Source organism: Pseudomonas sp. GM41(2012) (assembly GCF_000282315.2).
In the GTDB taxonomy this organism is placed as follows: Bacteria; Pseudomonadota; Gammaproteobacteria; order Pseudomonadales; family Pseudomonadaceae; genus Aquipseudomonas.
In genome coordinates this window covers 2,187,770-2,213,191 of the sequence record NZ_AKJN02000006.1, presented here as the reverse complement: position 1 = coordinate 2,213,191, position 25,422 = coordinate 2,187,770, and the positions used below count along the sequence as shown (strand labels likewise).

At 56.3% G+C, this 25,422-nt stretch carries 23 protein-coding genes and 1 pseudogene; 19 read left to right on the top strand and 5 right to left on the bottom strand.

The window, feature by feature from the left end; genetic code table 11:
- Positions 1–48: 48 nt before the first annotated feature.
- A complete protein-coding gene (locus tag PMI27_RS15960; protein WP_008145471.1) occupies positions 49–972 on the bottom strand; it encodes a TIGR03571 family LLM class oxidoreductase in 924 nt (307 codons plus the stop codon).
- A 273-nt stretch (positions 973–1,245) separates the two neighbouring features.
- Between PMI27_RS15960 and mrdA the strand changes: the two genes are divergently transcribed.
- Positions 1,246–3,138 carry a penicillin-binding protein 2 gene (gene mrdA / locus PMI27_RS15965; protein WP_008145469.1) on the top strand — a complete coding sequence of 631 codons (1,893 nt, stop codon included), beginning with the start codon at positions 1,246–1,248 and terminating at the stop codon, positions 3,136–3,138.
- A gap of 12 nt (positions 3,139–3,150) precedes the next feature.
- Here the strand turns inward: mrdA and PMI27_RS15970 are convergent, their stop codons facing one another.
- Positions 3,151–4,110, bottom strand: a complete 960-nt coding sequence (locus PMI27_RS15970; RefSeq protein WP_008145467.1) for a LysR family transcriptional regulator — start codon at positions 4,108–4,110, stop codon at positions 3,151–3,153.
- Between the two features lie 156 nt (positions 4,111–4,266).
- On the opposite strand from PMI27_RS15970, the gene PMI27_RS15975 reads away from it, so the two are divergent.
- The 7 genes from PMI27_RS15975 to PMI27_RS16005 all read left to right on the top strand — a co-directional run bounded on the left by PMI27_RS15975 (position 4,267) and on the right by PMI27_RS16005 (position 11,148).
- Entirely contained in the window at positions 4,267–5,568 is a 1,302-nt protein-coding gene (locus tag PMI27_RS15975; RefSeq protein ID WP_008145464.1) for an MFS transporter, read from the top strand.
- Positions 5,565–6,320 carry a class II aldolase/adducin family protein gene (locus PMI27_RS15980; RefSeq protein ID WP_008145462.1) on the top strand — a complete coding sequence of 252 codons (756 nt, stop codon included), beginning with the start codon at positions 5,565–5,567 and terminating at the stop codon, positions 6,318–6,320. The genes PMI27_RS15975 and PMI27_RS15980 overlap by 4 nt, the downstream gene beginning before the upstream one ends.
- A complete protein-coding gene (locus PMI27_RS15985) occupies positions 6,317–7,258 on the top strand; it encodes a 2-hydroxyacid dehydrogenase (RefSeq protein ID WP_008145460.1) in 942 nt (313 codons plus the stop codon). Before PMI27_RS15980 ends, PMI27_RS15985 begins: the two co-directional genes overlap by 4 nt.
- 127 nt (positions 7,259–7,385) lie before the next feature.
- Positions 7,386–8,765 (top strand): MFS transporter, encoded by a 1,380-nt coding sequence (locus PMI27_RS15990; protein WP_008145458.1) that lies wholly within the window; start codon positions 7,386–7,388, stop codon positions 8,763–8,765.
- A gap of 18 nt (positions 8,766–8,783) precedes the next feature.
- Positions 8,784–9,176 (top strand): RidA family protein, encoded by a 393-nt coding sequence (locus tag PMI27_RS15995; RefSeq protein WP_008145457.1) that lies wholly within the window; start codon positions 8,784–8,786, stop codon positions 9,174–9,176.
- Positions 9,169–9,789, top strand: coding sequence for an RraA family protein (locus PMI27_RS16000; RefSeq protein WP_008145455.1), 621 nt, complete (start codon positions 9,169–9,171; stop codon positions 9,787–9,789). The genes PMI27_RS15995 and PMI27_RS16000 overlap by 8 nt, the downstream gene beginning before the upstream one ends.
- 48 nt (positions 9,790–9,837) lie before the next feature.
- Entirely contained in the window at positions 9,838–11,148 is a 1,311-nt protein-coding gene (locus tag PMI27_RS16005; protein ID WP_008145452.1) for an OprD family porin, read from the top strand.
- A 9-nt stretch (positions 11,149–11,157) separates the two neighbouring features.
- On the opposite strand, the gene PMI27_RS16010 is transcribed toward PMI27_RS16005, so the two are convergent.
- Complete coding sequence (locus tag PMI27_RS16010; protein ID WP_008145450.1) at positions 11,158–12,075, bottom strand: LysR family transcriptional regulator; 918 nt, start codon at positions 12,073–12,075, stop codon at positions 11,158–11,160.
- A gap of 525 nt (positions 12,076–12,600) precedes the next feature.
- On the opposite strand from PMI27_RS16010, the pseudogene PMI27_RS16015 reads away from it, so the two are divergent.
- The 7 genes and pseudogenes from PMI27_RS16015 to PMI27_RS16045 all read left to right on the top strand — a co-directional run.
- A pseudogene (locus PMI27_RS16015) lies at positions 12,601–12,933 on the top strand (transposase); the annotation flags it as partial.
- 421 nt (positions 12,934–13,354) lie between these two features.
- Positions 13,355–14,281 carry a LysR family transcriptional regulator gene (locus PMI27_RS16020; protein WP_008145446.1) on the top strand — a complete coding sequence of 309 codons (927 nt, stop codon included), beginning with the start codon at positions 13,355–13,357 and terminating at the stop codon, positions 14,279–14,281.
- Between the two features lie 227 nt (positions 14,282–14,508).
- Complete coding sequence (locus PMI27_RS16025) at positions 14,509–14,934, top strand: VOC family protein (protein WP_008145445.1); 426 nt, start codon at positions 14,509–14,511, stop codon at positions 14,932–14,934.
- A 110-nt stretch (positions 14,935–15,044) separates the two neighbouring features.
- Positions 15,045–16,304, top strand: coding sequence for a cation:dicarboxylate symporter family transporter (locus PMI27_RS16030; protein WP_008145443.1), 1,260 nt, complete (start codon positions 15,045–15,047; stop codon positions 16,302–16,304).
- 185 nt (positions 16,305–16,489) lie between these two features.
- Positions 16,490–18,226, top strand: a complete 1,737-nt coding sequence (gene ggt, locus PMI27_RS16035) for a gamma-glutamyltransferase (RefSeq protein WP_008145441.1) — start codon at positions 16,490–16,492, stop codon at positions 18,224–18,226.
- Between the two features lie 401 nt (positions 18,227–18,627).
- Positions 18,628–19,365 carry a GntR family transcriptional regulator gene (locus PMI27_RS16040; RefSeq protein WP_008145439.1) on the top strand — a complete coding sequence of 246 codons (738 nt, stop codon included), beginning with the start codon at positions 18,628–18,630 and terminating at the stop codon, positions 19,363–19,365.
- 208 nt (positions 19,366–19,573) lie between these two features.
- Positions 19,574–20,815: an alpha/beta fold hydrolase gene (locus PMI27_RS16045; protein WP_008145436.1), complete on the top strand. Its 1,242-nt coding sequence runs from the start codon at positions 19,574–19,576 to the stop codon at positions 20,813–20,815.
- Between the two features lie 120 nt (positions 20,816–20,935).
- On the opposite strand, the gene PMI27_RS16050 is transcribed toward PMI27_RS16045, so the two are convergent.
- Both PMI27_RS16050 and PMI27_RS16055 read right to left on the bottom strand, forming a co-directional pair.
- Positions 20,936–21,697, bottom strand: coding sequence for an SDR family oxidoreductase (locus PMI27_RS16050; RefSeq protein WP_008145434.1), 762 nt, complete (start codon positions 21,695–21,697; stop codon positions 20,936–20,938).
- A gap of 16 nt (positions 21,698–21,713) precedes the next feature.
- Complete coding sequence (locus PMI27_RS16055; RefSeq protein WP_008145432.1) at positions 21,714–22,340, bottom strand: glutathione S-transferase family protein; 627 nt, start codon at positions 22,338–22,340, stop codon at positions 21,714–21,716.
- Positions 22,341–22,488: 148 nt separating this feature from the next.
- Between PMI27_RS16055 and PMI27_RS16060 the strand changes: the two genes are divergently transcribed.
- The 4 genes from PMI27_RS16060 (at position 22,489) to PMI27_RS16075 (ending at position 25,389) form a co-directional block, all read left to right on the top strand.
- Entirely contained in the window at positions 22,489–22,992 is a 504-nt protein-coding gene (locus PMI27_RS16060; protein ID WP_008145430.1) for a flavin reductase family protein, read from the top strand.
- Positions 22,993–23,059: 67 nt separating this feature from the next.
- On the top strand, positions 23,060–23,707 hold the full coding sequence (gene ribB, locus PMI27_RS16065) for a 3,4-dihydroxy-2-butanone-4-phosphate synthase (protein ID WP_008145428.1): 648 nt from the start codon (positions 23,060–23,062) through the stop codon (positions 23,705–23,707).
- A gap of 97 nt (positions 23,708–23,804) precedes the next feature.
- Complete coding sequence (locus PMI27_RS16070) at positions 23,805–24,221, top strand: carboxymuconolactone decarboxylase family protein (protein WP_007988516.1); 417 nt, start codon at positions 23,805–23,807, stop codon at positions 24,219–24,221.
- A gap of 46 nt (positions 24,222–24,267) precedes the next feature.
- Complete coding sequence (locus PMI27_RS16075) at positions 24,268–25,389, top strand: LLM class flavin-dependent oxidoreductase (protein ID WP_008145424.1); 1,122 nt, start codon at positions 24,268–24,270, stop codon at positions 25,387–25,389.
- The last annotated feature ends 33 nt before the right edge of the window (positions 25,390–25,422 follow it).

Sequence of the window (25,422 nt, the reverse complement as noted above, 5' to 3'; positions counted from 1 at the left end):
TGACGACAAGGGACAGCTCATCGGCTATCCCTGGTTCCAGCAGCATCGTTAGTGAAACTTCGGCAGTACGTATTCAGCGATCTCTTCAATAACCTCGGCAACCGTTCGTTCGCTACGGCGCAGATGCAAGCCAACGTGCTGCACACCGGCGTCACGCAAAGCCTGAAGCTCATCAATCAATGTCAGCCTCCCGCAGCTGCCGCCAAAACGTACACGTCGCATCGGTGCATGAGGATTGGCCGCCAGATCCAGGTGAACGAAGCTGATGTAGGGTTTGTCGCCACCGACCTCCCGCCACAGTCCCACTCGGCGCCGATGCTCATCCGGAGTGCCGGGGTAGGCGAGCCAGCCATCCATGTGTTGGCCAATCCACGCCGGGGATTGTTGACCAAGACCTGCAACCAGCAATGGCACCGGCTGATCTAGCTCCGGTAACAGGCGAGCACTTTCTGGTAGGCGGCCTGCACCTTGGCTGCGCAACAACTCGACCGTATCGCGAAAGATCTCTCCCCGCTGATCGTAGTCCACACCAAATAACGGATACTCCATAGGTCGGTCGCCACTGGCTACACCCAGTAGCAGGCGTCCATCACTCAGTTCATCAACACTGTTGGCTGCCTTGAGCGTTAACCAAGGTTGACGTAGCGGTAATACAACCGCCGCTGTCCCCAGCATGATGTTGTCGGTGATCCCTGCCAGGTAGCCAAGGTAGGAAAAGGTTTCGAACACCTGTGCCGCATCACCAAAATCGGGATCATAAACCGGCACATCGCGTACCCACAGAGCGCTGAAACCAGCCTTGTCTGCGAGGCGCGCCATAGCGGCGTGCTGCTTCAAGTCCGGAACACCAAACGGCCGCTCCTCGGCAATTCGCAGCCGCTGCCCATCGCTGGACCAATCGTTATCCAGCGGCAGTTCAAGCCCAATGGAAAATCCATTGGAGCCCAATAAACGTTTAAATCGTGGATGCATGAAAAGTCTCCAAAAAGACAAGCGGAATGACATGCACCCAGTATCTACAGCCCCTTCTTCAAGAAAAATGCATGAATGGGAATATCAATCTTGAGCAAAACGCACGAGTTATAAAAAAACCGACCGTCGTTTTGGCCTTCAAGGACAACCGTTAGAGGAAATCGCACTAAAGTGACCGCCCGGTTTTTGGTATGGTGCAGCTCGTTTTTTTAACGGACTGATTTCAAGCCTACGGATCGGCACCCCCTTTACAGTCAAAGAGCTGCTGCAGAAATGCCCCAACCGATACCGATCAAGGACCACGAAAAAGAGACGCGCCTGGTCAACAAAAGACTAATGGCTTGCGCCCTGTTCGTTGTTGCCATTACCTGCGCGCTGGTCGTGCGTATGTATGTCCTGCAGGTGGTCGAATTTGATTATCACTCGACGATCTCCGAAAACAACCGGGTCCACGTCCTGCCGATCACCCCCACGCGCGGATTGATCTACGACCGCAACGGCGTGGTTCTGGCGGACAACCGCCCCAGTTTCAACCTGACCATCACCCGTGAACGCGCCTCCGATGTTAAAGAGGAACTGGATGAAGTCGTCAGCCTCCTGCACTTGCCGACAGAAGATCGAGCGCTGTTCGACAAGGCGATGAAGCAGACCCGACATCCATTCGTGCCGGTCACCTTGTTCTACGAGCTCAGCGAAGAACAGATCGCCGTGTTGGCGGTCAACGAGTTCCGTCTGCCGGGGATCGACGTAGAGCCACAATTCGTTCGCCACTACCCGATGGGCGCGCACTTTGCGCATTCGATCGGCTATGTCGGCCGCATCAACGAGAAAGAATCCAAAGCCTTGGACACGGTGGAATACCGTGGCACTCAATCGATCGGCAAGACCGGCATCGAAAAATTCTACGAGTCGCAGTTGCACGGCCAAGTGGGTTACGAAGAGGTCGAAACCAACGCTCAGGGCCGGGTCCTGCGAGTGCTCAAGCACACCGATCCGATCCCGGGCAAAAACATCGTACTGAGCCTCGACGTCAAACTTCAGGAAGCCGCCGAGGAAGCCTTGGGTGATCGTCGCGGTTCGGTGGTCGCACTCGATCCGTCGACCGGCGAAGTACTCGCGATGGTCAGCAAGCCAAGCTTCGACCCGAACCTGTTCGTTACCGGAATCAGCTTCAAGGAATACGCAGCGCTGCACGACTCGATCGACCGGCCGCTGTTCAACCGCGTACTGCGCGGCCTCTATGCACCGGGTTCGACCATCAAGCCGGAAGTGGCCATTGCCGGCCTCGACGCCGGCGTTGTCACCCCGCAGACCCGCGTCTTCGACCCCGGTTACTACCAACTCCCGGACTTCGATCACAAGTACCGCAACTGGAACCACAGCGGCGATGGCTGGGTGGACATGGACGCGGCGATCATGCGCTCCAACGACACCTACTTCTACGACCTGGCCCACAAGCTGGGCATCGACCGACTGCATGACTATATGGCCATGTTCGGCCTCGGCGAGAAAGTCTCGCTGGACATGTTCGAAGAGTCTGCCGGCCTGATGCCATCGCAAGCCTGGAAGCGTGCCACGCGCCGTCAGGCATGGTTCCCGGGTGAGACCGTGATCCTCGGCATCGGCCAGGGTTACATGCAGGTCACTCCATTGCAGCTCGCCCAGGCCACTGCACTGATCGCCAACAAAGGTGTCTGGAACCGGCCGCACCTGGCCAAAACCGTGGACGGTGTTGCGCCAGTGGATGAGCATCCAATTCCAAACATCCTGTTGAAAGACCCGCGAGACTGGGAGCAGGTCAACCACGGCATGCAAATGGTGATGCACGACGCTCGCGGGATTGCGCGGGCGGCAGCGCTGGGCGCTCAGTACCGCATCGCCGGCAAGAGTGGTACCGCGCAAGTGGTGGCGATCAAGCAGGGCGAGCGTTACAACCGGGCGAAAACCCTCGAGCGTAACCGCGACAACGCCTTGTTCGTCGGTTTTGCCCCGGCCGAACATCCGAAGATCGTCATCTCGGTGATGATCGAAAACGGCGAGGCCGGCGGTCGCGTCGCAGGTCCCGTGGTGCGGCAGATCATGGATGCCTGGCTACTTGATCAGGACGGCCACCTGAAGCCGCAATACGCCACGCCGAGCAAAGCACCGGGCGACCCTCACGTCTAAGCGATCAAGGCTTCACAGCACAGGTTCACGAATACTGAGCATGTGCTGGAAGCTTTCGAGGAACACGGTTTCGGCCTGACTCATCTTCTGTTCGCGATTCCACAGCAGCTGGATATCGAAATCTACCACCCCATCTTCCGGCGGCAAACGCCAGAGCAAACCTTGCTCGACATCCCTTCCTACCAAGTGCGTCGGCAAGCAGCCAATGCCGAATCCTGAGCAGATCAAGCGATAAATCTCTTCGAAACTCGTCGATGAAGCGACGATCTTGCCGGTAAAGCCTTGCTGGTCGCGGAACAATGTCAGGGGCGAAAGATTGCCCCCGAGTTGGTCACTGGTGAAGCTGACAAAGTTCTCCGCCGCAAGCTCTTCCAGGGTCAGATTCTCTTGCCCGAACAACCGATGACGCTGCCCGCAAAAGTACGCATAAGTCTCACGAAACAGTACTCGCTGCTCCAGCCGCGGCTGCGGTAAACGGCACAGGCCGACGCCAATGGTCGCCGTCTTTTGCAGCAGTGAACTGATGATGTTCGAGCTGCCCATCACCTCGACTTCAAACTCGATCTTCGGATGAGTTTCGTGAAAATCGGCGAGGAACTCGTCGTAATGTCGTGCTTGCACGCCGCTGACGGTAAGGATGCGAATCTTGCCGACCACGTCGTCGTTACGACTTTCCACCACCGTGCCCAGTCGTGAAATATCGCCGTAAATGTCCGCCGCAATGCGCAGGACTTCTTCCCCGGTTTCCGTCAGATCAAACCGACGCCCGCTACGGGCAATCAACACACATTCCAATTGTTCTTCCAGCCGTTTCAGTGCCTGGCTGACGGCTGACTGCGTGATGTGCAATCGCGCGGCGGCCCGGCTCATGCTGCCTTCCTGGCCGATCACCAAATAGGTGCGTAGCAGGTTCCAGTCGAGGCGGTCATTCAGAAAGCGGCGACCGACCCAAGGGTTAGAAGTGGAGGGCATAAAATTCCTGGTAGTAGCAAGGCTAATAGTAAAGATAAGAATTTGAAAATTGACTAATCCTGGCACGGAAGCGATAAAGCTAACAAGCGCCACAGAGTGCAATCCGTAAACAGCCTTCAGTACCTGCCCAAAACTATAAATACACAGGGTCCTTGCATGCACACTACCCCTCAACCGCGTCGAGCGGCGGCGGCAGCCTTCATTGGCACGACCATCGAGTTCTACGACTTCTACATCTATGCCACGGCGGCGGCGCTGGTGCTCGGGCAAGTGTTCTTTCCCAGCCACGACCCGGTGATGAGCACCCTGGCAGCGTTCGGCAGTTTCGCCGTCGGCTTCATCGCTCGCCCTATGGCCGGCATGGTGTTCGGTCATCTGGGTGATCGCCTCGGTCGCAAGAAAATGCTGCTGGTGACCATGGCCCTGATGGGGTTGGCGACCGCCGGCATCGGGATGTTGCCGAGCTACGCCAGCGCCGGTATCTGGGCGCCGATCGGTCTGATTGTGCTGCGTTTGATCCAGGGCATTTCAGTCGGTGGCGAGTGGGGCGGGGCGGTGTTGATGGCCAGCGAGCACGCACCGGCCAAGCGCAAGACGTTCTATGCATCGTTCGCGCAACTTGGCAGCCCGGCCGGTTTGCTGCTGGCGTTGATCGCCTTTCGTCTGGTCACCTCCCTTGAGCCAGAGGACTTCCTTGCCTGGGGCTGGCGTCTGCCGTTTCTCGCCAGCGGTGTGTTGATGATGGTCGGCCTGATGATCCGTTCCGGTGTCCACGAGTCGCCGGAGTTCGCCAAGGCCCGGGACAACAACGAGACTTCCAAGTACCCGGTGAAGGACGTGATCCGCACCTGCTGGCGGCAGATCCTGTTTGCTGCCGCGGCGGTGACCATCGGTTCGGCCGGGTTCTTCTTTACCAACACCTTCATGATCACCTACGTCACCCAGTATCAGGGCATCGCACGTTCGACGATTCTCGATTGCCTGTTCCTGGTGACCGTCATTCAGCTGCTCTCGCAACCGCTCTCCGCGTTGCTGGCCGAGCGCATTGGCGAAGGCCGCTTCCTCAAACTCGTCGCGTTGCTGTGCATGGTCACGCCGTACCCGATGTTCATGCTGGTGGGCACACAGAACATTGTGCTGATGACTGTCGGCATCGCTCTGGCGGTGGTGATTCTCTCGGCGCTGTACGCGGTGATCGCCGGTTACATGACCCAGGCGTTCCCGGTGCACCTGCGCTACTCGGGCATTTCTATCGCCTACCAACTCAGTTGCGCGCTGGCCGGCGGCACCACGCCGCTGATCGGCACGCTGCTGGCGAGCAAGTTTTCCGGACAATGGTTGCCGTTGGCGGTGTTCTTCACCTTGCTCTCGGCCCTGTCCTTGATCGGTGTTTGCGGCCTGGCTCGCCTGCGCGCCAACCCGGTCGTCACCCACGCTGCTAAAGAGGTGTATTCGTGAGTAAACCTGAACACATCGGCCCGGTTGAATGGCAAGCCCGTTGCGAACTGGCTGCGCTGTATCGCCTGGTCGCGCACTTTCGCATGACTGACCTGATCGACACCCACATCACCCTGCGAATTCCGGGGCCTGAGCATCACTTCCTGATCAACCGCTACGGGGTGATTTTTGACCGCATGCGTGCTTCGGACCTTGTGCGTATCGATCAGGACGGGCGAGTCGTTGATCCGGAGTATGAAGGTCATCGGGTCAACGCCGCCGGCTTCGTCATTCACTCGGCGATCCACATGGCCCGCCCGGACCTCAACTGCGTGATCCACACTCATACGGCCGCCGGCATGGCGGTCGCCGCCCAGAAGCAAGGCTTGCTGCCGATCAGTCAGCACGCGCTGAAGTTCTACGGCAAGTTGGCGTATCACACCTATGAAGGCATCGCGCTGTCGCTGGATGAGCGCGAGCGGTTGATTGCCGATCTGGGGCCGCACCGGGCGATGATCCTGCGCAATCATGGACTGCTGGTCGGGGGTTCTGGTGTGGCCCAGGCGTTCCAGGAAATTCACTTCCTGGAGCGTGCCTGTCAGGCGCAAGTTGCGGCGTTGTCCGGTGGTTCGGCGTTGCATTACCCATCCCCGGAAGTCTGTGCACACACCGCCGAGCAGTTTGACCGCGATGAGCAGGACAACATCATCGACCTGGCCTGGGAGGCCGCTTTAACCCTGATCGAATCCCAGCGCGAGTCCTACTTATCGTGAAAACCGTCACCAACACCGTGGTTCTGCTGTCCCGTGACAACCTGCTGCTCAAGCAACTGCAGGCCGCGTTTGCCCGCAGTGCGCCGCAACTCAAGGCAGTTCTGGCCGATGATCCGCAGGCTGCCAATGCGCAGATTGCCGCGTGCTGGTTTCCCTTGCCGGGCAGCCTCGCGGCATTGCCGAACCTGCAAGTCATTCACTCGGTGGCCGCCGGCATCGATCACCTTGATCACGACCCTTCGTGCCCGGATCTGCCGATCTGCCGAGTGGTCGATCCCGGTCACCGCCAAGGCATGACCGAGTACGTGCGCTGGGCGGCGATTCACTATCACCGCGGCTTCGATCAGGTGCTGTTGCAGCAACAGGACCAGCGTTGGGAGCGGCCGCAGCAACGGGCTGCGGGGCAGTTCAAGGTTGGGGTGATGGGGCTGGGGTCGTTGGGCAGCGCGATTGCCCAGGACCTGGCCGCCGCCGGTTACAACGTGAGTGGTTGGGCGCGCCGCAGCAAGGACTTGCCGGGCGTACAGACGTTCGCCGGAGCGGAAAAACTGAACCCGTTTCTCGATGGATTGGAGTTGCTGATCAACCTGTTGCCGCTGACCAGCGAAACCCGCGGCATCCTCGGCAGCGCAACGTTCGAGCGGCTCGCCAATGGCGCCGCGCTGGTCAATTGTGGTCGCGGCGGTCATCTGAATATCGACGACCTCGAACAGGCCCTGACCCGAGGCAAACTGCGCGGCGCTTTGCTGGATGTGTTCGAACAAGAACCGCTGCCGGTCGATCACCGTCTCTGGACAATGCCCGGCGTCACCATCACTCCGCACATGGCGTCTGCAGCCTCCCACGACTGTATCGCCGAACAAGTAGCAGAGAACTTTCGCCGTTTAAATACCGGAGAACCGTTATTAAATTGTGCAGACCGAACACTCGGTTATTAATTAGAAAACGCCTTGCAAACTCGCCCATTGAGTTGGGCGACGTATAACAACAATCCCTTATCTCAAACGTTTTACTGCCAGTTAAAACAATTACATATGAGTTCTTGATGAACTCCTGGAGACAGTAATGAGCGATCTATCGCCTGTAGAAAAGTCCGGCGCACCTCCGGAAGTTGCAATTAGCATGAAGAAAGTTGCCGTGGCCAGTGTGATTGGCACCACAGTGGAATGGTACGACCTGTTTGTGTTCGCCACGGCTTCGGCGCTGGTGTTCAACAAAGTGTTCTTTCCGGATTTCGATCCGTTGATCGGTACATTACTGGCGTTCGGTACGTTTGCTTCGGCCTACCTGGCGCGGATTGTCGGCGCGGCACTGTTCGGTCATTTCGGTGACCGCTTGGGACGCAAGTCGATGTTGTTGGTTTCACTGTTGACCATGGGTGCCGCTACGTTCGCCATCGGGTTATTACCCAATTACGCGGCCATTGGTATCTGGGCGCCGATCCTGTTGTTGCTGCTGAGGGTGATTCAAGGCCTGGCGTTGGGCGGCGAATGGGGCGGTGCGGTGCTGATGGCCGTAGAACATGCGCCCGCCAACAAACGCGGTTTGTACGGCTCGTGGGTACAGATCGGCGTTCCGGCCGGGACCATGATTGCCAATCTGGCCTTCCTGTTGATTGCCGCGTGGCTGTCCCCTGAAGACCTGTTGGCCTGGGGCTGGCGTATTCCGTTCCTGGCCAGCGTACTGCTGATCGCCGTGGGCTTGTACATCCGCTTGAACATCGCTGAAACCCCGGCCTTCAACAAGGTCAAGGAAGCCGAGGTGCAGGTGAAAATGCCGCTGGCGGAAGTCTTCCGCAAGTACTGGAAACAAGTGGTGCTGGGCGGAATCGCCACCATGTCGACCGGGGCGTCGTTCAACATCATCGTTGCCTTCGGCTTGACGTACGGCACGCAGAATCTGGGTTTCAGCCGCAGCGTGATGCTCGGCGTGGTGTTGCTTTCCTGCGCTTGGTGCATCGTCATGTTGCCAGTGTTCGGCGCGCTGTCGGATCGCTACGGACGCAAGCCGATCATCGTTGCCGGCATCGTCGCCGAAGCGTTGGTCGCGTTCCCGATGTTCTGGTTGATGGACACCAAAGAGTTGCCCTGTGTGATCTTCGGTTACCTGCTGTTGATGACCGCATTCGCGGCCAACTACGGACCGATCGCGACTTTCCTCGCCGAACTGTTCGGCACTCGGGTGCGTTATTCCGGGTTGTCGATCAGCTACATGTTGTCCGGTCTGCTTGGCAGTGCGGCGACACCCATCGTCACCACCGCATTGCTGGCGGCGACCGGCAAAGGCTCTTCGGTGGCCTGGTACATGATCGGCGCGGCGTTGATTTCGTTGGTGGCGCTGTTGTTGCTGACCGAGACCTTCAAGCGAGACATCAGCGATGTCCCAACGGCAGTGCCAGCCGCTGATCCAGCCCTCGGCAAACCGATCAAATCGGCCGCCGCCTGATTAATGGAGTTCAACAACATGCGCAGAATTCAGTCAGCCCCGGGCTTCATCGGCCCGGTCGGCCCTTACTCCCAAGCGGTGGTCAGTGGCCACCTGGTGTTCACCGCCGGGCAGATTCCGGCTCAGAGCGGGCTCGATGACCAGCCCGCTGATTTCCCCGAACAAGTGCGACAAACCTTGCGCAATCTGGAAGCGATCCTGATTGAAGCCGGGTCCGACTTCAGCCACGTGATCAAGGTCAACGCGTACCTCACCGATCCCGCACAACTGGAGCCGTTCAACGCGGTGTATCGCGAGTTTCTCGGCCATGCACCGCCGGCACGCACCACGGTGTGCGTGGCGTTGTGGGGCGTGTCGCTGGAAATCGACTGCGTCGCCGAGTTGATTGCCAAGGAGGCACAACATGGATGAATCGCAGCTGATCGAGCAGCTCAACGCGGTGAGTTTTCCAACGCTCGGGCATTTTCTCGAAGAAGGCTTCGCCGATTCGCAACTGCGGGCCATGGTGCCCAATGTGAAATTGGTCGGCCGTGCGCTGACCCTGAAACTGGTGGGCGCCGATGCCATCGCCGTCAACCAGGCTCTGGCACTGATAAAACCGGGCGATGTACTGGTGATCGACACCGATGGCGACTGGCAACACGCACCCGTCGGCGCGGTCACTAGTTGCGCCGCGAGTTGCGCCGGTGCGGTGGGCATCGTGGTGGACGGCGCGGTGACCGACTTGCTCGAACTGCGCGAGGCCGGGTTACCGGTCTTCGCTCGCGGCACCAGCCTGCTGACCACCAAGTTGCATGGCCGTGGCGACAGTCAGATCAATCAGCCGATCCACTGTGCTGGCGTCACGGTGCATCCCGGGGATTTCGTGCTGGCGGACGACAACGGCGTGCTGTTTCTCGATCCGGTCACCGCGCAAAACGTCATCGAGCGTGCGCTGGCATCGGACCGGGCAGAACCGCAACTGCTGACCCGGTTAATGGCGGGCGAGCCGGTGTCCAGTGTCTTGAGTATCAAACTCTCTTAATGACCGGCAGCCAGCCCCAGAGCTGGCTGCTCAGGAACTTCAAAATCAATGAACAAACAACCGTTGGCACTTATTGCGATCGGCAGTGCGCTATTCAGTCCGTTAAGCATGGCGGACTTTATTAAAGACAGTAAAGCGACCCTCGGGATGCGTAACTATTACTTCAATAACGATAATCGCGATGGCACCGCGAACCCTTCCAGAACCGAAGAATGGGCGCAGGGTTTCATGCTCAACTATCAGTCCGGATTCACCGAAGGCACCGTCGGCTTTGGAGTCGATGCGCTAGGGTTGCTGGGTATTCGCCTGGACAGCGGTGATGGTCGCCATGTCGGCAGTTCGATGATCCCCAACGATGGCAACGGCGCCGCCGAGCAATGGTCGCGTTTCGGTGCGACGGCGAAGATGCGCTTTGCCAAGACTGAAATGCGTTACGGCACCCTGACGCCGAAGTTACCGATTCTGCAGGCCAACGACGGCCGGCTGCTGCCGCAGACATTCGAGGGTGGGCAGATCGTCTCCAATGACTTCGAGCATCTGACCCTGACCGGTGGTCATCTCGAACACGCCACGGGGCGCGGTTCCAGCGACAGCACCGGCCTGGCCGTGGCCGGCGGCACTCGGGAAAGCAACGCGTTCAATTTTGCCGGTGTCGATTACAAAGTCACCGATGCGCTTCTGGCGCAGTACTACTACGCCAATCTCGAAGACTATTACCAACAGCATTTTGCCGGTCTGGTGCATAACCTGACACTGGGGGATTTCGGCGCGCTGAAAACCGATTTGCGCTACTTCAAGACCTCCGCCGACGGCGCCAATGACTCGGCCAGCGGACGGGCGAGCGGCTACCGCACCAGTGGCTATACGCAGAACGGCGACGGCAAGATCGACAACAATACCTGGAGCCTGGCGTTCACCTGGAACATCGGCGCTCACGCGCTGATGGCCGGTTATCAGCAGGTGTCCAGTGACAGCGGATTCGTGCAGCTCAACCAGGGTGGTTTGCCGGACAAAGGCGCTGGCGGCGCAAGTGTCTACCTGCTGACCGACCGCTACATCCAGAACTTCACCCGCGCCGGAGAGCGAACCGGTTTCGCTCAGTACAGCTACGATTTCGCCGCCCTTGGCGTGCCGGGGCTCAAAGCTTCGGCGATGTACCTCTCAGGCAGCGGAATCAAAACGGTGGCCGGGCCTGAGCAAGAGGAATGGGAGCGCGACCTGAGCCTCGACTATGTGATCCAGAGCGGGCCGTTGAAAAACGTCGCACTGGGTTGGCGCAACGGCATGTCGCGCAGTGAAGCGTCGCGCGATGCGGACCAGAACCGCCTGGTGGTCAGCTACAGTCTGCCGTTGTTCTGATCGGGCCACTCAGTCCAGCAAGCACTGTTGCAGGCTCTCGAGAAAAATCGTCTCGGCCCGGCTCATGCGCTGCTCGCGGTTCCACAGCAAATGAATGTCCACATCGGCAATCCCTTCGTGGGGCGGCAGGCGCCAGAGCAATCCGGCGTCGACGTCCGCCGCCACCACGTGCTCGGGTAAACAGCCGATCCCGTACCCGGCGATCACCAGTCGCCGGACTTCTTCCAGGCTCGGTGACGAGGCGACGATCCGTCCGCTGAAGCCTTGCTGATCACGAAAAATCGTCAGCGGTGAAAGCATGCCGCCGATCTGATCGCTGGTGAAACTGACGAAATTCTCCCGCTGCAAATCCCCTTCGGCAACGTTCTGCTGGCCGAACAGCGCATGGTGCTTGCCGCAGAAAAACGCATAGCGTTGACGCAGGAACAGCCGTTGTTCAAGGCGCGGTTGCGGGCGCCGATTGAGGCTCAGGCCGAGGGTCGCGGTTTTTTCCTGGAGGGCGCTGACGATGTCGGAGCTGCGCATCACGTCGACTTCCAGATCCACTCGCGGATGCTGGCGATGAAAGTCCGCGAGGAAGTCATCGAAGCGCTCCGAAAAGATCCGGCTGATGATCAGCAAGCGAACCTTGCCGATCACTTCGTCGGCCGGTTGCTCCAGCACGCTGCTGACCTGGGACATCTGCCCGTAGATTTCCCCGGCGAGTTCGAAGATCTGCTCGCCGACTTCGGTCAGGGCAAACCGTGGCCCGCGACGGGCGATCAGTTGTCGGCCCAGTTGCTCCTCCAGACGCTTCAACGCCTGGCTCACCGCCGGTTGCGTCAGGTGCAGGCGGGCGGCGGCGCGGCTGATGCTCAGCTCCTGACCGATCACCCGGAAGGTGCGCAGCAGGTTCCAGTCCAGACGGTCATTGAGCAGGCGTTGCATAGGCGTTCTTCAAACAGTAAAAGTCACGTGAAAAAGATCAATCGCTTACGAGCGTCGGCCGGGGAATCGATAAAACGCAAATTCAGCAGACATTAACATTGCTGGAGGTAGCAGCAGTAAAAAATAAAATTCAGGGGGGAAAAGGTTGCCTCTAACCGATTGTTCAGCTGCACGCGTATAGGTGAAGAATTCTTGTGGTATTCACATCGTAGTTGAAGAAGCCGGTATTGATCACAGTGATTTGAATGCGGAGTAATTGTTACAGGCGTCATAGGTCAGCTAATCCCGAAAGCTATGACTTCGTGTCGTCGGGTCTTTTTACGTTCGCAAGTGAAGCTTTGGAGGCTGGAGGGCTTGATCGGGGATCTTTACGGTATTCGGTATTACGGTGCACCGGAATACGAAATAGCATAGTTGGATCCAGGCGCCCTTAGAGATATGTACGCTAGGGCTATTCTTGAACGGGACATTGAGGCCATGACCCGGGCAGGCGAGTATTTTAAGGCGCGAGTCGACCAATTGGCCATCTTCCGATCCCGGCAGACCGACTGCGCGACGTGTCCGATGAAAGCCAAGTGCTGCCCGAACACTGCGTTTCGCAAGATCGCCCGCAGCGTCCATGAAGCCGCTCGGGATGTGGCTCGGCGCATTGCAGCAACGCCGGCGTATCAGCGCTCTCGCCACGAACGTAAAAAGGTCGAGATGTTGTTTGCCCACCTCAAGCGCATCCTGAAATTGGATCGCTTGCGACTACGTGGCATGAGTGGCGCGACGGATGAATTCACGCTGGCCGCTGCGGTGCAAAACCTGCGACGGCTGGCCAAATTTTCATCGCAAGGGCCACCAGTCACGGGATAGGTGCGCCTGCACCAAGCAAAAAACCTCAAACTAACCCAATAACAGAGCAGCAAAGGTCGCCGAAGGGCCGAAAAACCACTCAATGTGGTGAGTAGGTTCTCCAGTGGTGGTCGTGCCTGAGTTCAGGCGATCTGAAAATTCGACTTTTTCAACAGAATCGGCCGATTGCTGCCTGTCTCGAAGGGTAGCAGTCGCCCCATAGTTGACTGTCAGGCTGAATACTCTCACATGCATTCGCAACTAGAGTTTCACTGCCGACTATTCTCAAGCCTGAATCGCCGGGCGGTGGCGAATCCGAAACCTGGGTCGCCGCCAATGCTCTTTCAACGTTTCATGAGTGTGTCCCCTTCGATCGGCTGATTTCCGAAAACGTTTATTAGACGCACAATGTTGGGAAGTCAGGTCTGAATGAATAAACGTCATGAATAATATGCAGGAGTTGTTAGGTCGCGTGACCCTGGACGAGCTATCGGCCTTCGTGGCGGTAGTAGAGGCCCTCAGCTTCACAGATGCGGCCAAGGTCATAGGACGAGACGCCACGATCATCTCGCGAAGGATCGGGCAACTGGAAGAGCGACTCGGAATTCGACTGTTGTCCCGCACCACGCGGCGCGTCTCTCTGACTGAAGTCGGAACGCTTTACTATCAACGTGTACGGGCACTGTTGGATGAACTGGACAGCGCCGGCCAAGAGGCGAGTAACTTCGCGACCAGTCCTCAGGGATTACTCAGGGTGTCGATCCCCGTCACCTTCGGACGCAGATGGGTGGCGCCATTACTGCCCGCGTTCATCGCACAGCATCCAAAAATCCGAGTGGATGCGCGTTTTGCCGATCGCTACGTCGACGTAGTGGCGGAGGGTTTTGACGTGGCTATCCGCGTGGGGGTGTTGCGCGATAGCACGCTCGTCGCCAAGCAGATCGCGCCATTTCGCAACCTGCTTTATGCATCTCCAAGCTACATCTCTTTGCACGGTCAACCTCAGACGCCTGAAGCGTTGGCTGAACATGCCTGCCTGGGATTCAGTAGTCACTCAAGCTGGCCAGACTGGGTACTGAAAAACGGCAATCAGCACCGGACGGTACGGCCAACTGGCCCGTTGATTTCGGACAATTCAGAGTCACTGCTTCAAGCGGCTGCTAAAGGCGTCGGCATCATCCTTACTCCGGATTGGCTAGCGGGGCCCGCGGTTCGCACTGGTGAACTTGTGCCTGTCCTGCCGCAATGGCAGGGCTCGGAGAGTGGCGGGATTTACGCGTTGATGCCGCCGGGGCGACTCGTTCCAACCAAAACACGCGTATTCGTCGACGAAATCACCCGCGCTATTCAGGCAGGTTGGGACCAGTAGGAAAATCGGGAGCCTTCTAAACCGGGCATAAGTACTCCGATACGCCGTAACGAGCGGTGTATTTTGCGTTGAATAATTGATAAAAATAATTTGTGTTTATGAAAAATATATATTGATTTTATTTACGGTGGAGCCGCTTTAGCATAAATCCATCTTCAAAGAAGCTGTCGGACAGTAAGCGTGCTGTCCGACTTCATAAACCTATAAAAACTGCATTCGGAGTCCTGATGAGTCTTTCTCCTTTCCACCTGGCAATTCCTGTTTACAACCTGGCCGCTACCCGTACTTTTTACGGCGAAGTGTTTGGGCTTTCCGAGGGGCGTTCCAGCACTCAATGGGTCGATTTTGATTTTTATGGTCACCAACTGGTCATCCACGAGCATCCTAAGACCGCGTCGCAAGAAAGTGTTCACAGCAATCCGGTAGACGGCCACGACGTACCGGTTCCCCACTTCGGCATTATTCTGGAATGGGCGCAATGGGAAGCACTGGCCGAGCGCCTGAAGTCCTTCGGTACTGAGTTCGTTATCGAACCCTACATTCGATTCAAAGGGCAGGTTGGCGAGCAAGCCACGATGTTCTTGTTCGACCCATGTGGTAACGCGCTTGAGTTCAAAGCATTCAAGGATATGAGCCAGCTCTTCGCTAAGTAATAAATAACCTGGCGCACGAATATTGCGCCAGGAAACCTTAATGAGCTGGAAGCTCATGAATCTAGCTACTGCCCTCAAGCAGTCCTTTCATTCCAACAAAAAGGCTAGACATGAAACGTATCCCATTAGTTTGGCAAATTGTTGCTGGGCTTTTGCTCGGCGTGCTCGTCGGTTGGTACTTCAATACCCATCCACAAAATCAGGTCTGGGTCAGTACCGAAATTCTTAAACCCCTTGGCGACATTTTCATCAAGATGATGAAGATGGTTGTTGTTCCCATTGTTTTCTGCTGCATGATCCTCGGTATTGCCGGAGGCGGCGATAACAAGTCCTTCGGACGCATGGGGGCCAAATCGCTGGCTTACTTCTTCGCGATTACCAGTTTGGCCATTGTCCTCGGACTGTGCTTCGCCAACTTCTTCGAGCCTGGTAAAGGTACTGAAATTGCTGGCATCTCGCACAGTACATCGACAGTCAACATGGAGCCTTCAAAAGGCGCGCTGATTATTCTGCAAAACATTGTTCCCGATAACGTGATTGTGGCGATGTCGGAAGGGAAGTTGCTGTCAGTGCTGTTTTTTGCCGTGCTCCTGGGAATGGCATTGAACACACTGCCAAAAGCGAAAAGCGCTCCGGTCATTGCTGTTGTTCAAGGCTTGTCTGATGCGATGTTCAAGGTGGTCTCGTTTGTCATGGCTTATGCGCCTATCGGCGTATTCGGCATGATCGGTGCGACCGTCGCGACCTTTGGCTTTGCCTCGTTGTTACCGTTGCTCAAGTTGATTGGTGTGGTTTACCTCGCGCTGATTGCCTTTGCCTTGATTTTCCTTGGAGGCATTTGCTATCTGATTGGCGAAAACGTCTTCAAGTTGATCAAGTACTTCAGGGATGAGCTGATTCTGGCGTTCTCCAGTGCGGCGTCCGCAGCGGTCATGCCGCAGTTGATGAAAAAGTTGGAGAACTACGGCGTCCCTCAACGCATCGTCAGCTTCGTGGTGCCGGTGGGGTATGCGTTCAACCTGGATGGTGCGTCCATCTTCCTCGGCGTAGCGACGATTTTTATCGCTCAGCTGTATGGCATCGATCTGTCGCTGACTCAGCAGATTCTGCTGGTGGTCACGATGGTGTTGACGTCGAAGGGAGCCGCTGGAGTGCCTGGCTTTGCCATCATTATTCTGTCTGCCACCCTGGCATCTGCCGGGCTTCCTTTGGAAGGGGTCGCGTTGATCGCTGGTATCTTCAGAATTATCGATAGCGGGACGACAACGTTGAACGTGCTGGGTAATGCAATCGCTCCCTTGGTAATTGCCAAGTGGGAGAAGGCCAGTCTCGAACCTTCACGTGTCGAGCGAGTAGGGGAGCAAGCGTAACCTCCCTTTAAAAGAGCCTTCGGCGTGATCTACGCCGAGGGCTCTTTTTGTTTACGCGGTACAGATAATAACTATTCCGCTTTTGCTGTTCTTCAGGCTCCGAGTTGTGCGGTTGTAATAGCTCAATCGCACACTTGGACTCGTCAAACGTTGCTGCCAATTATTAATAAAAATACAGGTGGTTTATGTGCAAAAAATCTTTGCTCGACTTGGCACGTCGGTGTGCTTTGTTGAGTGCGCTGTGTGCGTCGTTCCTCACCGCTAACGTTCCTCAGCTGGCGTCAGCAAACCCTCTTTCTCAGTTGGACGCTTCTGCTGTAGCCGTACCAGACCGCTTGGCCGCGGACACGGCCAATTCCATCTTCGCCAAAGGCGGTAATGCCATTGATGCGGCAGTCGCCATTGCGTTTTCGCTGGCGGTGACCTACCCCGAGGCTGGGAATATCGGTGGTGGCGGGTTCATGACTGTTTACCACGAGGGCAAACCTTACTTCCTGGATTACCGCGAACGTGCGCCGCTCAAGGCGACGAGAGACATGTTTGTCGACAGCAAAGGCCAGGTGATTGCGGCTGACAATCTTGACGGAAGTGTCATTGGCCACCGCGCAGTGGGCGTGCCTGGCGCGGTATCCGGCATGTGGGAAGCTCATCAACGTTTTGGCAAACTCAAGTGGGCGGATCTGATCGCGCCGGCGATTCACTATGCGCATGAGGGGTTTGTCGTTGATGACACGCTGGCCAATCTGGCAGCGACCGAAAATGAAAAGCGATTCTCCGGTAAAACCAATTTCGCCGAGTACTTCGGCAAATTGCACGCGGGGTCAACATTCAAACAACCTGAGTTGGAGGCGGTGCTGAAGCGAATCGCCGCGCAGGGGCCGGATGGCTTTTACACCGGCAAGACCGCCGAACTGATCGTCAGTGATATGGAGGCTCACGGTGGCTTGATCAGTGAAGCGGATCTCAAGGGCTACAAGGCCGTCTGGCGAGAGCCGATACAGGCGAACTGGAATGGCTTTCAGATCGTCACGGCGCCGCCTCCAAGCTCCGGCGGTATTGCTTTGGTGCAGCTGTTGAAGATGAAGGAAGCGCGTCAAAAGGATTTCCAGGGCGTTCCGCTCAATTCTGTCAGCTACATGCACCTGGTCGCTGAAATCGAGAAGCGCGTGTTTGCGGATCGCGCTCAATACCTGGGTGATCCTGATTTCTACAAGGTGCCCATGGAGCAGTTGCTGGATGAAAAGTACTTGGCCAGCCGTGCAGCGCAGGTCAATGTTTCAGTGCCTTCGGACACCGGTAAAGTGGTCGCTGGTCTGAACATCGCATCCCCGGAAAAGCCGCAAACCACTCACTTTTCAATCGTAGACAAATGGGGGAATGCGGTCTCTAACACTTATACGCTCAACGGATTCTTCGGCTCCGGTGTGGTCGCCAGCAAGACTGGCATTCTGCTCAACGACGAAATGGATGACTTCTCCGCCCTTGCGGGTGTGCCGAATCAGATGGGGGTTGTGGGCAATGACACCAACGCGATTGAACCCGGAAAGCGTCCGCTGTCTTCGATGACGCCGACGATTTTCCTGAAGGACGGTAAAGTTGCACTGGTCATTGGCACACCAGGCGGCTCGCGGATTTTTACGTCAATCTTTCAGGTGGTTACCAATACCTATGACTTCCAGCTTCCATTGAAGGATGCCGTTGCAACGATGCGCTTCCATCACCAGTTGCTGCCGGCGAACACCATTTTCTGGGAGCCTTATGCCCCTATCTCCGGGCAGTTGGCAACCGATCTTGAAGCCAGGGGCTATAACTTGGCTGATCAGGGTTTTAACGGTGATGTCCAGGCGATCAAGGTTGAGGGTCGAGTCCCTGAGCCCGTTTCAGACCCGAGGGGAAGGGGCGTGACGTCGCTGGCGAAGTAACCGTTTGAAGCATGCGACAGCACGCTGTCGCATCGCCGGGCACCTAGCCTGCACCTTTGCTGTGCAGGCTTCCTCATTCCACCGCGATAAAGCTTGGGTGTTTCTTCTCACCTGGCCCCTCATTTGTTCACTCCGCTATATCCTCCTGTCGCTCAAGTCATTCGACCCGCTGATACTCCTTCTTTCTGGCACGTGCGATGCGGCGCGTCAGTCTGCAGCCGTGCTCGAAATTTGACTTTGTGGCAGCACAATGGATTCATCACATACAATCAGACAATCTGTTCGGCGAAATGTATGATTCTGGGCAGCGCACCTGCGTCCCTGATATTTGCGTCAAACCGAGTTTGAATTGTCATTTTTGTGAATAGCCTGATTAAAACCATATGAGGGAGAGTGCGTAGATGAGTGAATCAAGCCTCCAAGTCCCCAAGCGCGGCGCGACGCTGCGCTTGTTAGTAGAAGACAAGATTCGAGAAGCCATCTCCTCCGGTGTGCTTCGGCCTGGCCAGCGACTGGTCGAGCGTGAGCTTTGCGAGATGACTGGAGTTGGCCGCACATCCATTCGAGAAGCGTTACGACAGCTTGAGGCGGAAGGTTTGATTACCTGCAACCCCCACAAGGGGCCTTCCGTGAACAAAATCTCCTTGGATGAAACGCGCCAGCTGTACGCAGTACGCGGACTCCTGGAAAGCTTCTCAGGGCAGGAATTCGCCTTGGTGGGTACGGATGCGCAGATCCGTCGCCTTGAGGAAGCCGCTGCGGTATTCGAGTTTCGGGCTCAGCAATATTGGCAATACCCTGACCGGGACCTCGATAGTTTGAGGGCTGCGCGTGATGCGTTGATTGAAGCCAAGACCCAGTTTTACGTCTGCTTAATGGAAGGCAGCAATAATATTTTCATCGTGCAGATGCTGACCACGTTACACAACCGGATCACATTGTTGCGCGCCACCTCCATGACCCAGCCCGGTCGTCTCCAGCACTCAGTCAAGGAAATCAAAGAGATCGTGGCAGCGATCAAGTCGAGGGATGGTGCCAGGGCGGCAGAAGCTTGCCGAGCACACATCGAGTTGTCGGCCAGGGTGGCCATCAATTATTTGGAAAGCGTCGAGCAGGAAGACCCAGTTATGTCTGATTGACAGATTGTCTGCAAATCTGGATATTCATCACGGCGTGGTTGCGCCGTTTTTCTGCTGCTCGGTTGCCCGTAAGCCAGTGCTTCGTGTGCCGCTTTCGGGACAGGTAACAGAAGAGCGCGTGACCGGTTGAAATCGGTACGGCCCCATTTGGGCTGTAAGACACTGACGTGATGACTCGTCACTGCAAGAGTGACGCAGGAGAAAAATAATGACTGCATTCATCAGTTTGAAAGAGAGGCTGGTTAACGCCTACCCCGACCCCGAACTGCGCCGGCTTGCCCCGGGGCTCTCAATAACCGTCGAGTTCAGCGTCGGATCGCAAAGCACTGGACTCAGTGTTGCCGAAGGTCATCTGTTCAAAGGCTTTTCCGGCCAGCCAGCCATCCGCATCGAGGCCGCCGAAGAGCAATGGGGGCATGTGCTGTGCGTACCGCCTGTCGCGACCTACCATAGTTTCACCGCTTTACAGATTGCCAATCCTGCTTTCGAAGTGAGCGGCGATGCACAACTGATCGCCCAGGCGCGGCCGTTTCTTGAGCGCTTGTTCGAACTGATCACCTTGACTCCTGCGGCTCCAGCGCTGCCTGTGCAGCGATCGATTTCGCAAATTCAAGGGCAGTATGCTGCTGTCAGCGTACTGGGGCGGGAATATGAGATTTATTACGAAGTAGCCGGGGAGGGCGTGCCGATCTTGTTCCTCCACACTGCCGGTGCAGACGGCCGCCAGTATTTTGGACAAATGGCCGATATCGAAATGGCTCGGCAATTTCGCATGTATGCGATCGACCTTCCATTTCACGGTAAATCGATGCCACCCCGCGACTGGGACGGTGCCCCATATTTGCTGACAAGCGAATGCTACCAGCAATGGTGTACGGCGTTTATTGAGCAGGTGATAGGCGCCCCTGCCATCGTCGTCGGGGGCTCGATGGGCGCTGCAATGTCCTTGGTGCTGGCGGCCGAGCACCCTGAACACCTGATCGGTGTTGTAGCGCTGGAGCCTCCTTTCCAGTCCCGTGGCCGCCGAAATCCCTATCAGAACCATGTGCAAGTACATGGGGGGCTACACAACGGCGCTTATGTTCGAGGCCTGATGAGTCCGACCAGCCCCATTGAGGATCGCCGCCGCGCCAGTTGGATTTATTCGCAGGGAGGACCTGGTGTCTACCCAGGCGATCTGGCGTTTTACAGTGATGAGTTCGATGGTGCCGAGACCGCGCCGCGTATCGATGCCGCGCGCACACCAGTCGCGCTGCTCTCAGGCAATTATGACTATTCCGCAACCCCGGCGGATGGCGCCAAACTGGCCCATCTGATTCCCGGTGCCTTGCACCTGGTCATGGAGGGGTTGGGGCACTTCCCCATGACGGAGCACCCGGATAACTTCCGACCGTACCTGATGCAGGGGCTCGAGCATGTCGTAAGCAAGACGGAGCTGAAGGGGGCCTGAATATCGGCAGGAAAGCTGACCTTAACCCCTCCGGCGGGTCAGCTTTCTATTGGAGTGGTGGACTCGACAGACGAAAAAAAAGCCCGGTTATTCACCGGGCCAAAGGTCACAGGTACAGGGTTAGTCGACCAAGTGGTTGCCAATTGAAGAACCGCCGTCCACGGTCAGGATGCTGCCGGTGGCAAAGCGAGAGCGGTCAGAAGCGAGGAACAGGAAGGCTTCTGCAATTTCCTCGGGCTTGCCCATTCGATTCATCACCGCCCGTGCCTCCAAAGCGGCCCGCAATGCTTGCGGTGTTTCAGATTGAGCGAAGATCCGGTCGAAATAAGGGCTGTCGATAGTGCCAGGCGCTACCGCGTTTACGCGTATGCCATCCGCCGCATGATCCAGTGCCATCGCTCGCGTCAGCGCTGAAACGCCGCCTTTGGAGGCAACATAGGCCGTGCGGTTTGCAATGGCGCTGGTGGCCGTATACGACGTGGTATTGATGATCGAGCCGGACTTCTGCCGGGCCATGATCGGTATGACATGCTTGGCGCACAGGAACATGCCCTTGAGGTTGACCGACATCAGCCGGTCCCAATCCTGCTCTTCAATGGTGACAACGTTCCCGGTCAGACCGAAACCGGCGTTGTTGACCAGCACATCGATACGGCCGAAGCGGGCAACCGTCGTTTCGACTAACGCCTGCACCTCTGCATTGATCGCCACATTGCAGCCAATAGCGGTGGCACCAATCTCATCTGCGGTCGCCTGTGCGGCCTCGACGTTCACATCTGCCACGATGACCGAAGCGCCATTCTTCGCAAATATTGTCGCGATGGCTTTGCCAATGCCACTGGCTGCGCCAGTCACGATGCATACCTTGTTTTCTAATTCCATTGTCGTCATCCCCTGATCAAGTCACCGGTCCGGCCCATTTCTGGCGGAACGAATCGTGCGTCAGCATTCGCTCATACCATGCCTTCACGTTGGGCAGATCTGCTCGCGAAAAGTCCATGTTCAGCCAGCGGTGCCCATGAACGGCCCAGGCAATATCAGCGATGGTCATCTCACTGCCACAGATGTAATCGTGCTCGCCGAGTCGGGTTTCTATCCAGTTCCACACTCTACCGGCTTCCCGAATTGCCGTTTCCAGCGCTTGCGTGTCGCGCTTCTCCAGCGGTGTGCGAATCAACTGAAAAAACACCACCGTTTGCGGTCGGGTCAACTGAGTTTGCTGGCAGTCCAGCCATTGGTCGACCACACCGCGTCTTTTCGGGTCAGCGGGGTAGAGCGAGCTGTCGGGGGCATAGGCGTTGCACAAATAGCGCAGCACAGCATTGCTTTCCCAGAGAGTGAAATCGCCATCGACCAGCGTAGGAACGAGGCTGGTCGGGTTTTTGCTCCGATAGTCGTCTTCTTCAAGCCCGCCGAAGACGTTCCCGATATCGACCCTCTCGTATTCGAGGCCCAGCTCGTCCATAAGCCAGACGACTTTCATGACATTGCTGGATTTCATGTGGCCAAACAGCGTGCGTGGCATGTCTGCGTCCTTTGTTGAATGAAATTCGAGATTCTTTATAAGTATCGTCAGACAATCTGTCAATCAGCCAAAATAGTTTTGACAGATTGTCTGACGATCTGTACGTTTGGTTTCACATGACCCATGCGACTCCTTGGACGAGGCAGACATGAAAAAACAAGAACAAGAAATAGAGCTGGTTAACGACTTCAAGCAAGCGATGCGTCGATTGACCTCGACGATTTCGCTGATCACCACCCGCCACCTCGGGCAGCCTTTCGGAATGGCTGCCACCGCTGTGCAATCAGTGACTACTGATCCTGCAACCATTCTGGTCTGTGTTAACCGCTCTGCGTCCATCAGCGCTGCGTTGGAGGAGAGCGGGCGGTTCGCGGTCAATATGCTCCATCACTCCCACGTCGATCTCGTGCCGATTTTCAGCGGCCAGTTGAAGGGCGAGGAGCGTTTCGAGCACGGTCAATGGATCGAAGAACACGGTGTACCTGTGCTGGTGGATGCCCAAGCTTCGCTGGTGTGCGAGGTCAGTTCGGTCACAACCATCGGCTCGCACGACGTGATCTTTGGCAGAGTGCTGTGGGTCGATACGCGCCTGGATATCTCCCCGCTGCTTTACGAAAACGGTGGCTTCGCAAGATCCGCGGCCATCAAATGATGCTGTTGTCTGGCGCTTTGGTGTCATCTCTTGAGCGGCATGCCGTTAGCGTTCAGTAGAGGTTGTTATGGTCTTTGCAACGATTGAAAACGCATTAAAAGTGATTGCCTCTGGCGGGATGGTCATCGTGGTGGATGATGAGGGGCGTGAGAATGAAGGTGATGTCGTCATGGCCGCAGAGTTCGCGACGACAGAAGCGCTGACATTCATGGTGAGTCGGTGCCGAGGCATTGTGTGTGCGCCTATGCCAGAACCTGTCGCACGCCGACTCGAATTACCTTTGATGGTGGAACGAAATACCGACTCTATGAAAACGGCATTTACCGTGTCGGTTGATCTCATCGCGGGGATTACCACCGGCGTTTCGGCTGCCGAACGCGCGTTGACACTCAGAGCACTCTCCGCACCTGAAACCAAGGCTGAATCGCTGGCCCGACCTGGGCATATTTTCCCACTCATTGCTCGCCAAGGTGGCGTTGAGGAGCGAGCCGGTCACACCGAGGCTGCTGTAGATCTGGCTGAACTGGCAGGTCTATCGCCGGTGGGCATCATCTGCGAGATCCTGAAGGACGACGGCAGCATGGCGCGTCGTGCGGACCTGGAGATCTTCGCGCGTGATAACGGACTCATCATTATTTCGATTGCTGACCTGATTGCATGGAAAGCAAGGAAATCTCTTCAGTTTCAATATGTAAGACCTAGTCTGGTTGCATAAACCTACATGATTTTTTAAACCGTAAAACCTCTAGCACGATGGCTACTTACGTGGCCGTATGGTTACGAAGGTTATAACTCACCTCGAGGAAGATAGAATGAACAGTCAAGCCAAGATCACTTCACCCGACGGAAGCCAACTGTCTGAGCGATTTCACGAAGGCCTTAAAACCCGCCGTGAAGTTTTGGGTGGAGCCTATGTCGATAGCTCTATTGCAAAGGCGACTGATTTTAACTGGCCGGTTCAGGAGCTGGTAACCGAATACTGCTGGGATGCTATCTGGAATCGTCCGGGCCTGGATCGCCGCACGCGTTCATTCTTGAACCTGGGTATGATTTCCGCACTGAATCGCCCGCATGAATTGAAGTTGCATGTGCGCGGCGCTATTAATAATGGTTTGAGCAAAGAAGAAATCCGAGAGGTGCTCCTTCAAGTGGCTATTTACTGTGGCGTGCCAGCTTCCATTGATGGCTTCCGTTTGGCTCAGGAAGTTTTCGACGATATGGGCGTTTAATCCAACGGCACTTAAATGTTTAAAAAAATAAAAAGAGGAATGAAAAATGGACATGCAGGAACGTTTTCACGAAACGGGTAACCCGATGTTCAACGATAACGCGCTTAAACTGGGCGTTTTCGGAACCAACTGTTCAAATGCCTGTGCTATTACGACTGCCGAGTCAACATTTGAGCCCACATTTGAACACAACGTCAAAATCGCCAAGCAGCTTGAAGCAGCGGGATGGGAGTGTATGGTGCCCATCGCTCGCTGGCGTGGATTTGGCGGGGAGACAAACTTCAACGGCAGTAACATGGAAACATTCACCTGGGCAGCCGCCATGGCCGCGGTGACCACCAAACTACAGTTTTTCTCCACCACTCACGTACCGACCATTCACCCGATCGTTGCCGCAAAAATGGCGACCACGATTGACCATATTTCCAAGGGGCGTTTCGGCCTCAACCTGGTCACCGGGTGGTTTACGCCGGAAATGGAAATGTTTGGCCGTGAAATGATGGAGCACGATCAGCGTTATGAATACGCTGACGAGTGGATGGATATCGTGGCCGCTCTCTGGGAACGCAATGGTGTCGACTACAATGGCGACTTCCATAAGACCAAAGACGCCGTGATGGAGCCGAAGCCTTATAACAAGGCCGGTCGCCCGGTAATGATTTGCGCAGGATCGTCTGGCAAAGGACTGGATTTCACAGCGAAACACTGTGACTTCAACTTTGGTTTCATGCAAGACATGGAAAAGGGCGCCGCCTGGGTCAAGCATGTTAAAGAACTGGCTCGCTCAAAATTTGGCCGAGAGTTGGGAACGTTTACCTCGTGCCCGGTCATCGTTCGCGAAACAGAAAAGGAAGCACGTGAATATTATGATTATTACGTGAAAGAGAAGGGTGACATGGTGGCGTGCGACAACCTCGCTGAGGTCTTGCAAGTACAGTCGCAAAATCACTCTCCGGAAATGTATCAGAAGTTTAAGGAGCGTTTTATCGCGGGTTGGGGGGGCTTCCCGATTGTAGGTTCGCCTGAGCAAGTCGCTCAAGGATTGATCGATCTGAAGAAGACGGGTGTCGACGGAACGCTGTTGACGATGGTCGATTATAATGAAGAACTTCCTTTCTTTAATGAGCGGGTCATGCCTTTGCTTAAGCAGGCGGGTCTGCGACAGTAATGGCATCGAAGGGTGTTTGCAGATTGCAAACAC

Bases quoted from the DNA above. Each gene is read 5' to 3' on its own strand.
- PMI27_RS16075 (WP_008145424.1), top strand. From the start codon at position 24,268: ATGGACATGCAGGAACGTTTTCACGAAACGGGTAACCCGATGTTCAAC.
- PMI27_RS16020 (WP_008145446.1), top strand. From the start codon at position 13,355: ATGAATAATATGCAGGAGTTGTTAGGTCGCGTGACCCTGGACGAGCTA.
- PMI27_RS16060 (WP_008145430.1), top strand. From the start codon at position 22,489: ATGAAAAAACAAGAACAAGAAATAGAGCTGGTTAACGACTTCAAGCAA.
- PMI27_RS16040 (WP_008145439.1), top strand. From the start codon at position 18,628: ATGAGTGAATCAAGCCTCCAAGTCCCCAAGCGCGGCGCGACGCTGCGC.
- mrdA (WP_008145469.1), top strand. From the start codon at position 1,246: ATGCCCCAACCGATACCGATCAAGGACCACGAAAAAGAGACGCGCCTG.
- PMI27_RS15995 (WP_008145457.1), top strand. From the start codon at position 8,784: ATGCGCAGAATTCAGTCAGCCCCGGGCTTCATCGGCCCGGTCGGCCCT.
- PMI27_RS15970 (WP_008145467.1), bottom strand. From the start codon at position 4,110: ATGCCCTCCACTTCTAACCCTTGGGTCGGTCGCCGCTTTCTGAATGAC.
- ribB (WP_008145428.1), top strand. From the start codon at position 23,060: ATGGTCTTTGCAACGATTGAAAACGCATTAAAAGTGATTGCCTCTGGC.
- PMI27_RS15975 (WP_008145464.1), top strand. From the start codon at position 4,267: ATGCACACTACCCCTCAACCGCGTCGAGCGGCGGCGGCAGCCTTCATT.
- PMI27_RS15960 (WP_008145471.1), bottom strand. From the start codon at position 972: ATGCATCCACGATTTAAACGTTTATTGGGCTCCAATGGATTTTCCATT.
- PMI27_RS16050 (WP_008145434.1), bottom strand. From the start codon at position 21,697: ATGGAATTAGAAAACAAGGTATGCATCGTGACTGGCGCAGCCAGTGGC.
- PMI27_RS15990 (WP_008145458.1), top strand. From the start codon at position 7,386: ATGAGCGATCTATCGCCTGTAGAAAAGTCCGGCGCACCTCCGGAAGTT.
- ggt (WP_008145441.1), top strand. From the start codon at position 16,490: ATGTGCAAAAAATCTTTGCTCGACTTGGCACGTCGGTGTGCTTTGTTG.
- PMI27_RS16030 (WP_008145443.1), top strand. From the start codon at position 15,045: ATGAAACGTATCCCATTAGTTTGGCAAATTGTTGCTGGGCTTTTGCTC.
- PMI27_RS16000 (WP_008145455.1), top strand. From the start codon at position 9,169: ATGGATGAATCGCAGCTGATCGAGCAGCTCAACGCGGTGAGTTTTCCA.
- PMI27_RS16025 (WP_008145445.1), top strand. From the start codon at position 14,509: ATGAGTCTTTCTCCTTTCCACCTGGCAATTCCTGTTTACAACCTGGCC.
- PMI27_RS16055 (WP_008145432.1), bottom strand. From the start codon at position 22,340: ATGCCACGCACGCTGTTTGGCCACATGAAATCCAGCAATGTCATGAAA.
- PMI27_RS16010 (WP_008145450.1), bottom strand. From the start codon at position 12,075: ATGCAACGCCTGCTCAATGACCGTCTGGACTGGAACCTGCTGCGCACC.
- PMI27_RS16005 (WP_008145452.1), top strand. From the start codon at position 9,838: ATGAACAAACAACCGTTGGCACTTATTGCGATCGGCAGTGCGCTATTC.
- PMI27_RS16070 (WP_007988516.1), top strand. From the start codon at position 23,805: ATGAACAGTCAAGCCAAGATCACTTCACCCGACGGAAGCCAACTGTCT.
- PMI27_RS16045 (WP_008145436.1), top strand. From the start codon at position 19,574: ATGACTGCATTCATCAGTTTGAAAGAGAGGCTGGTTAACGCCTACCCC.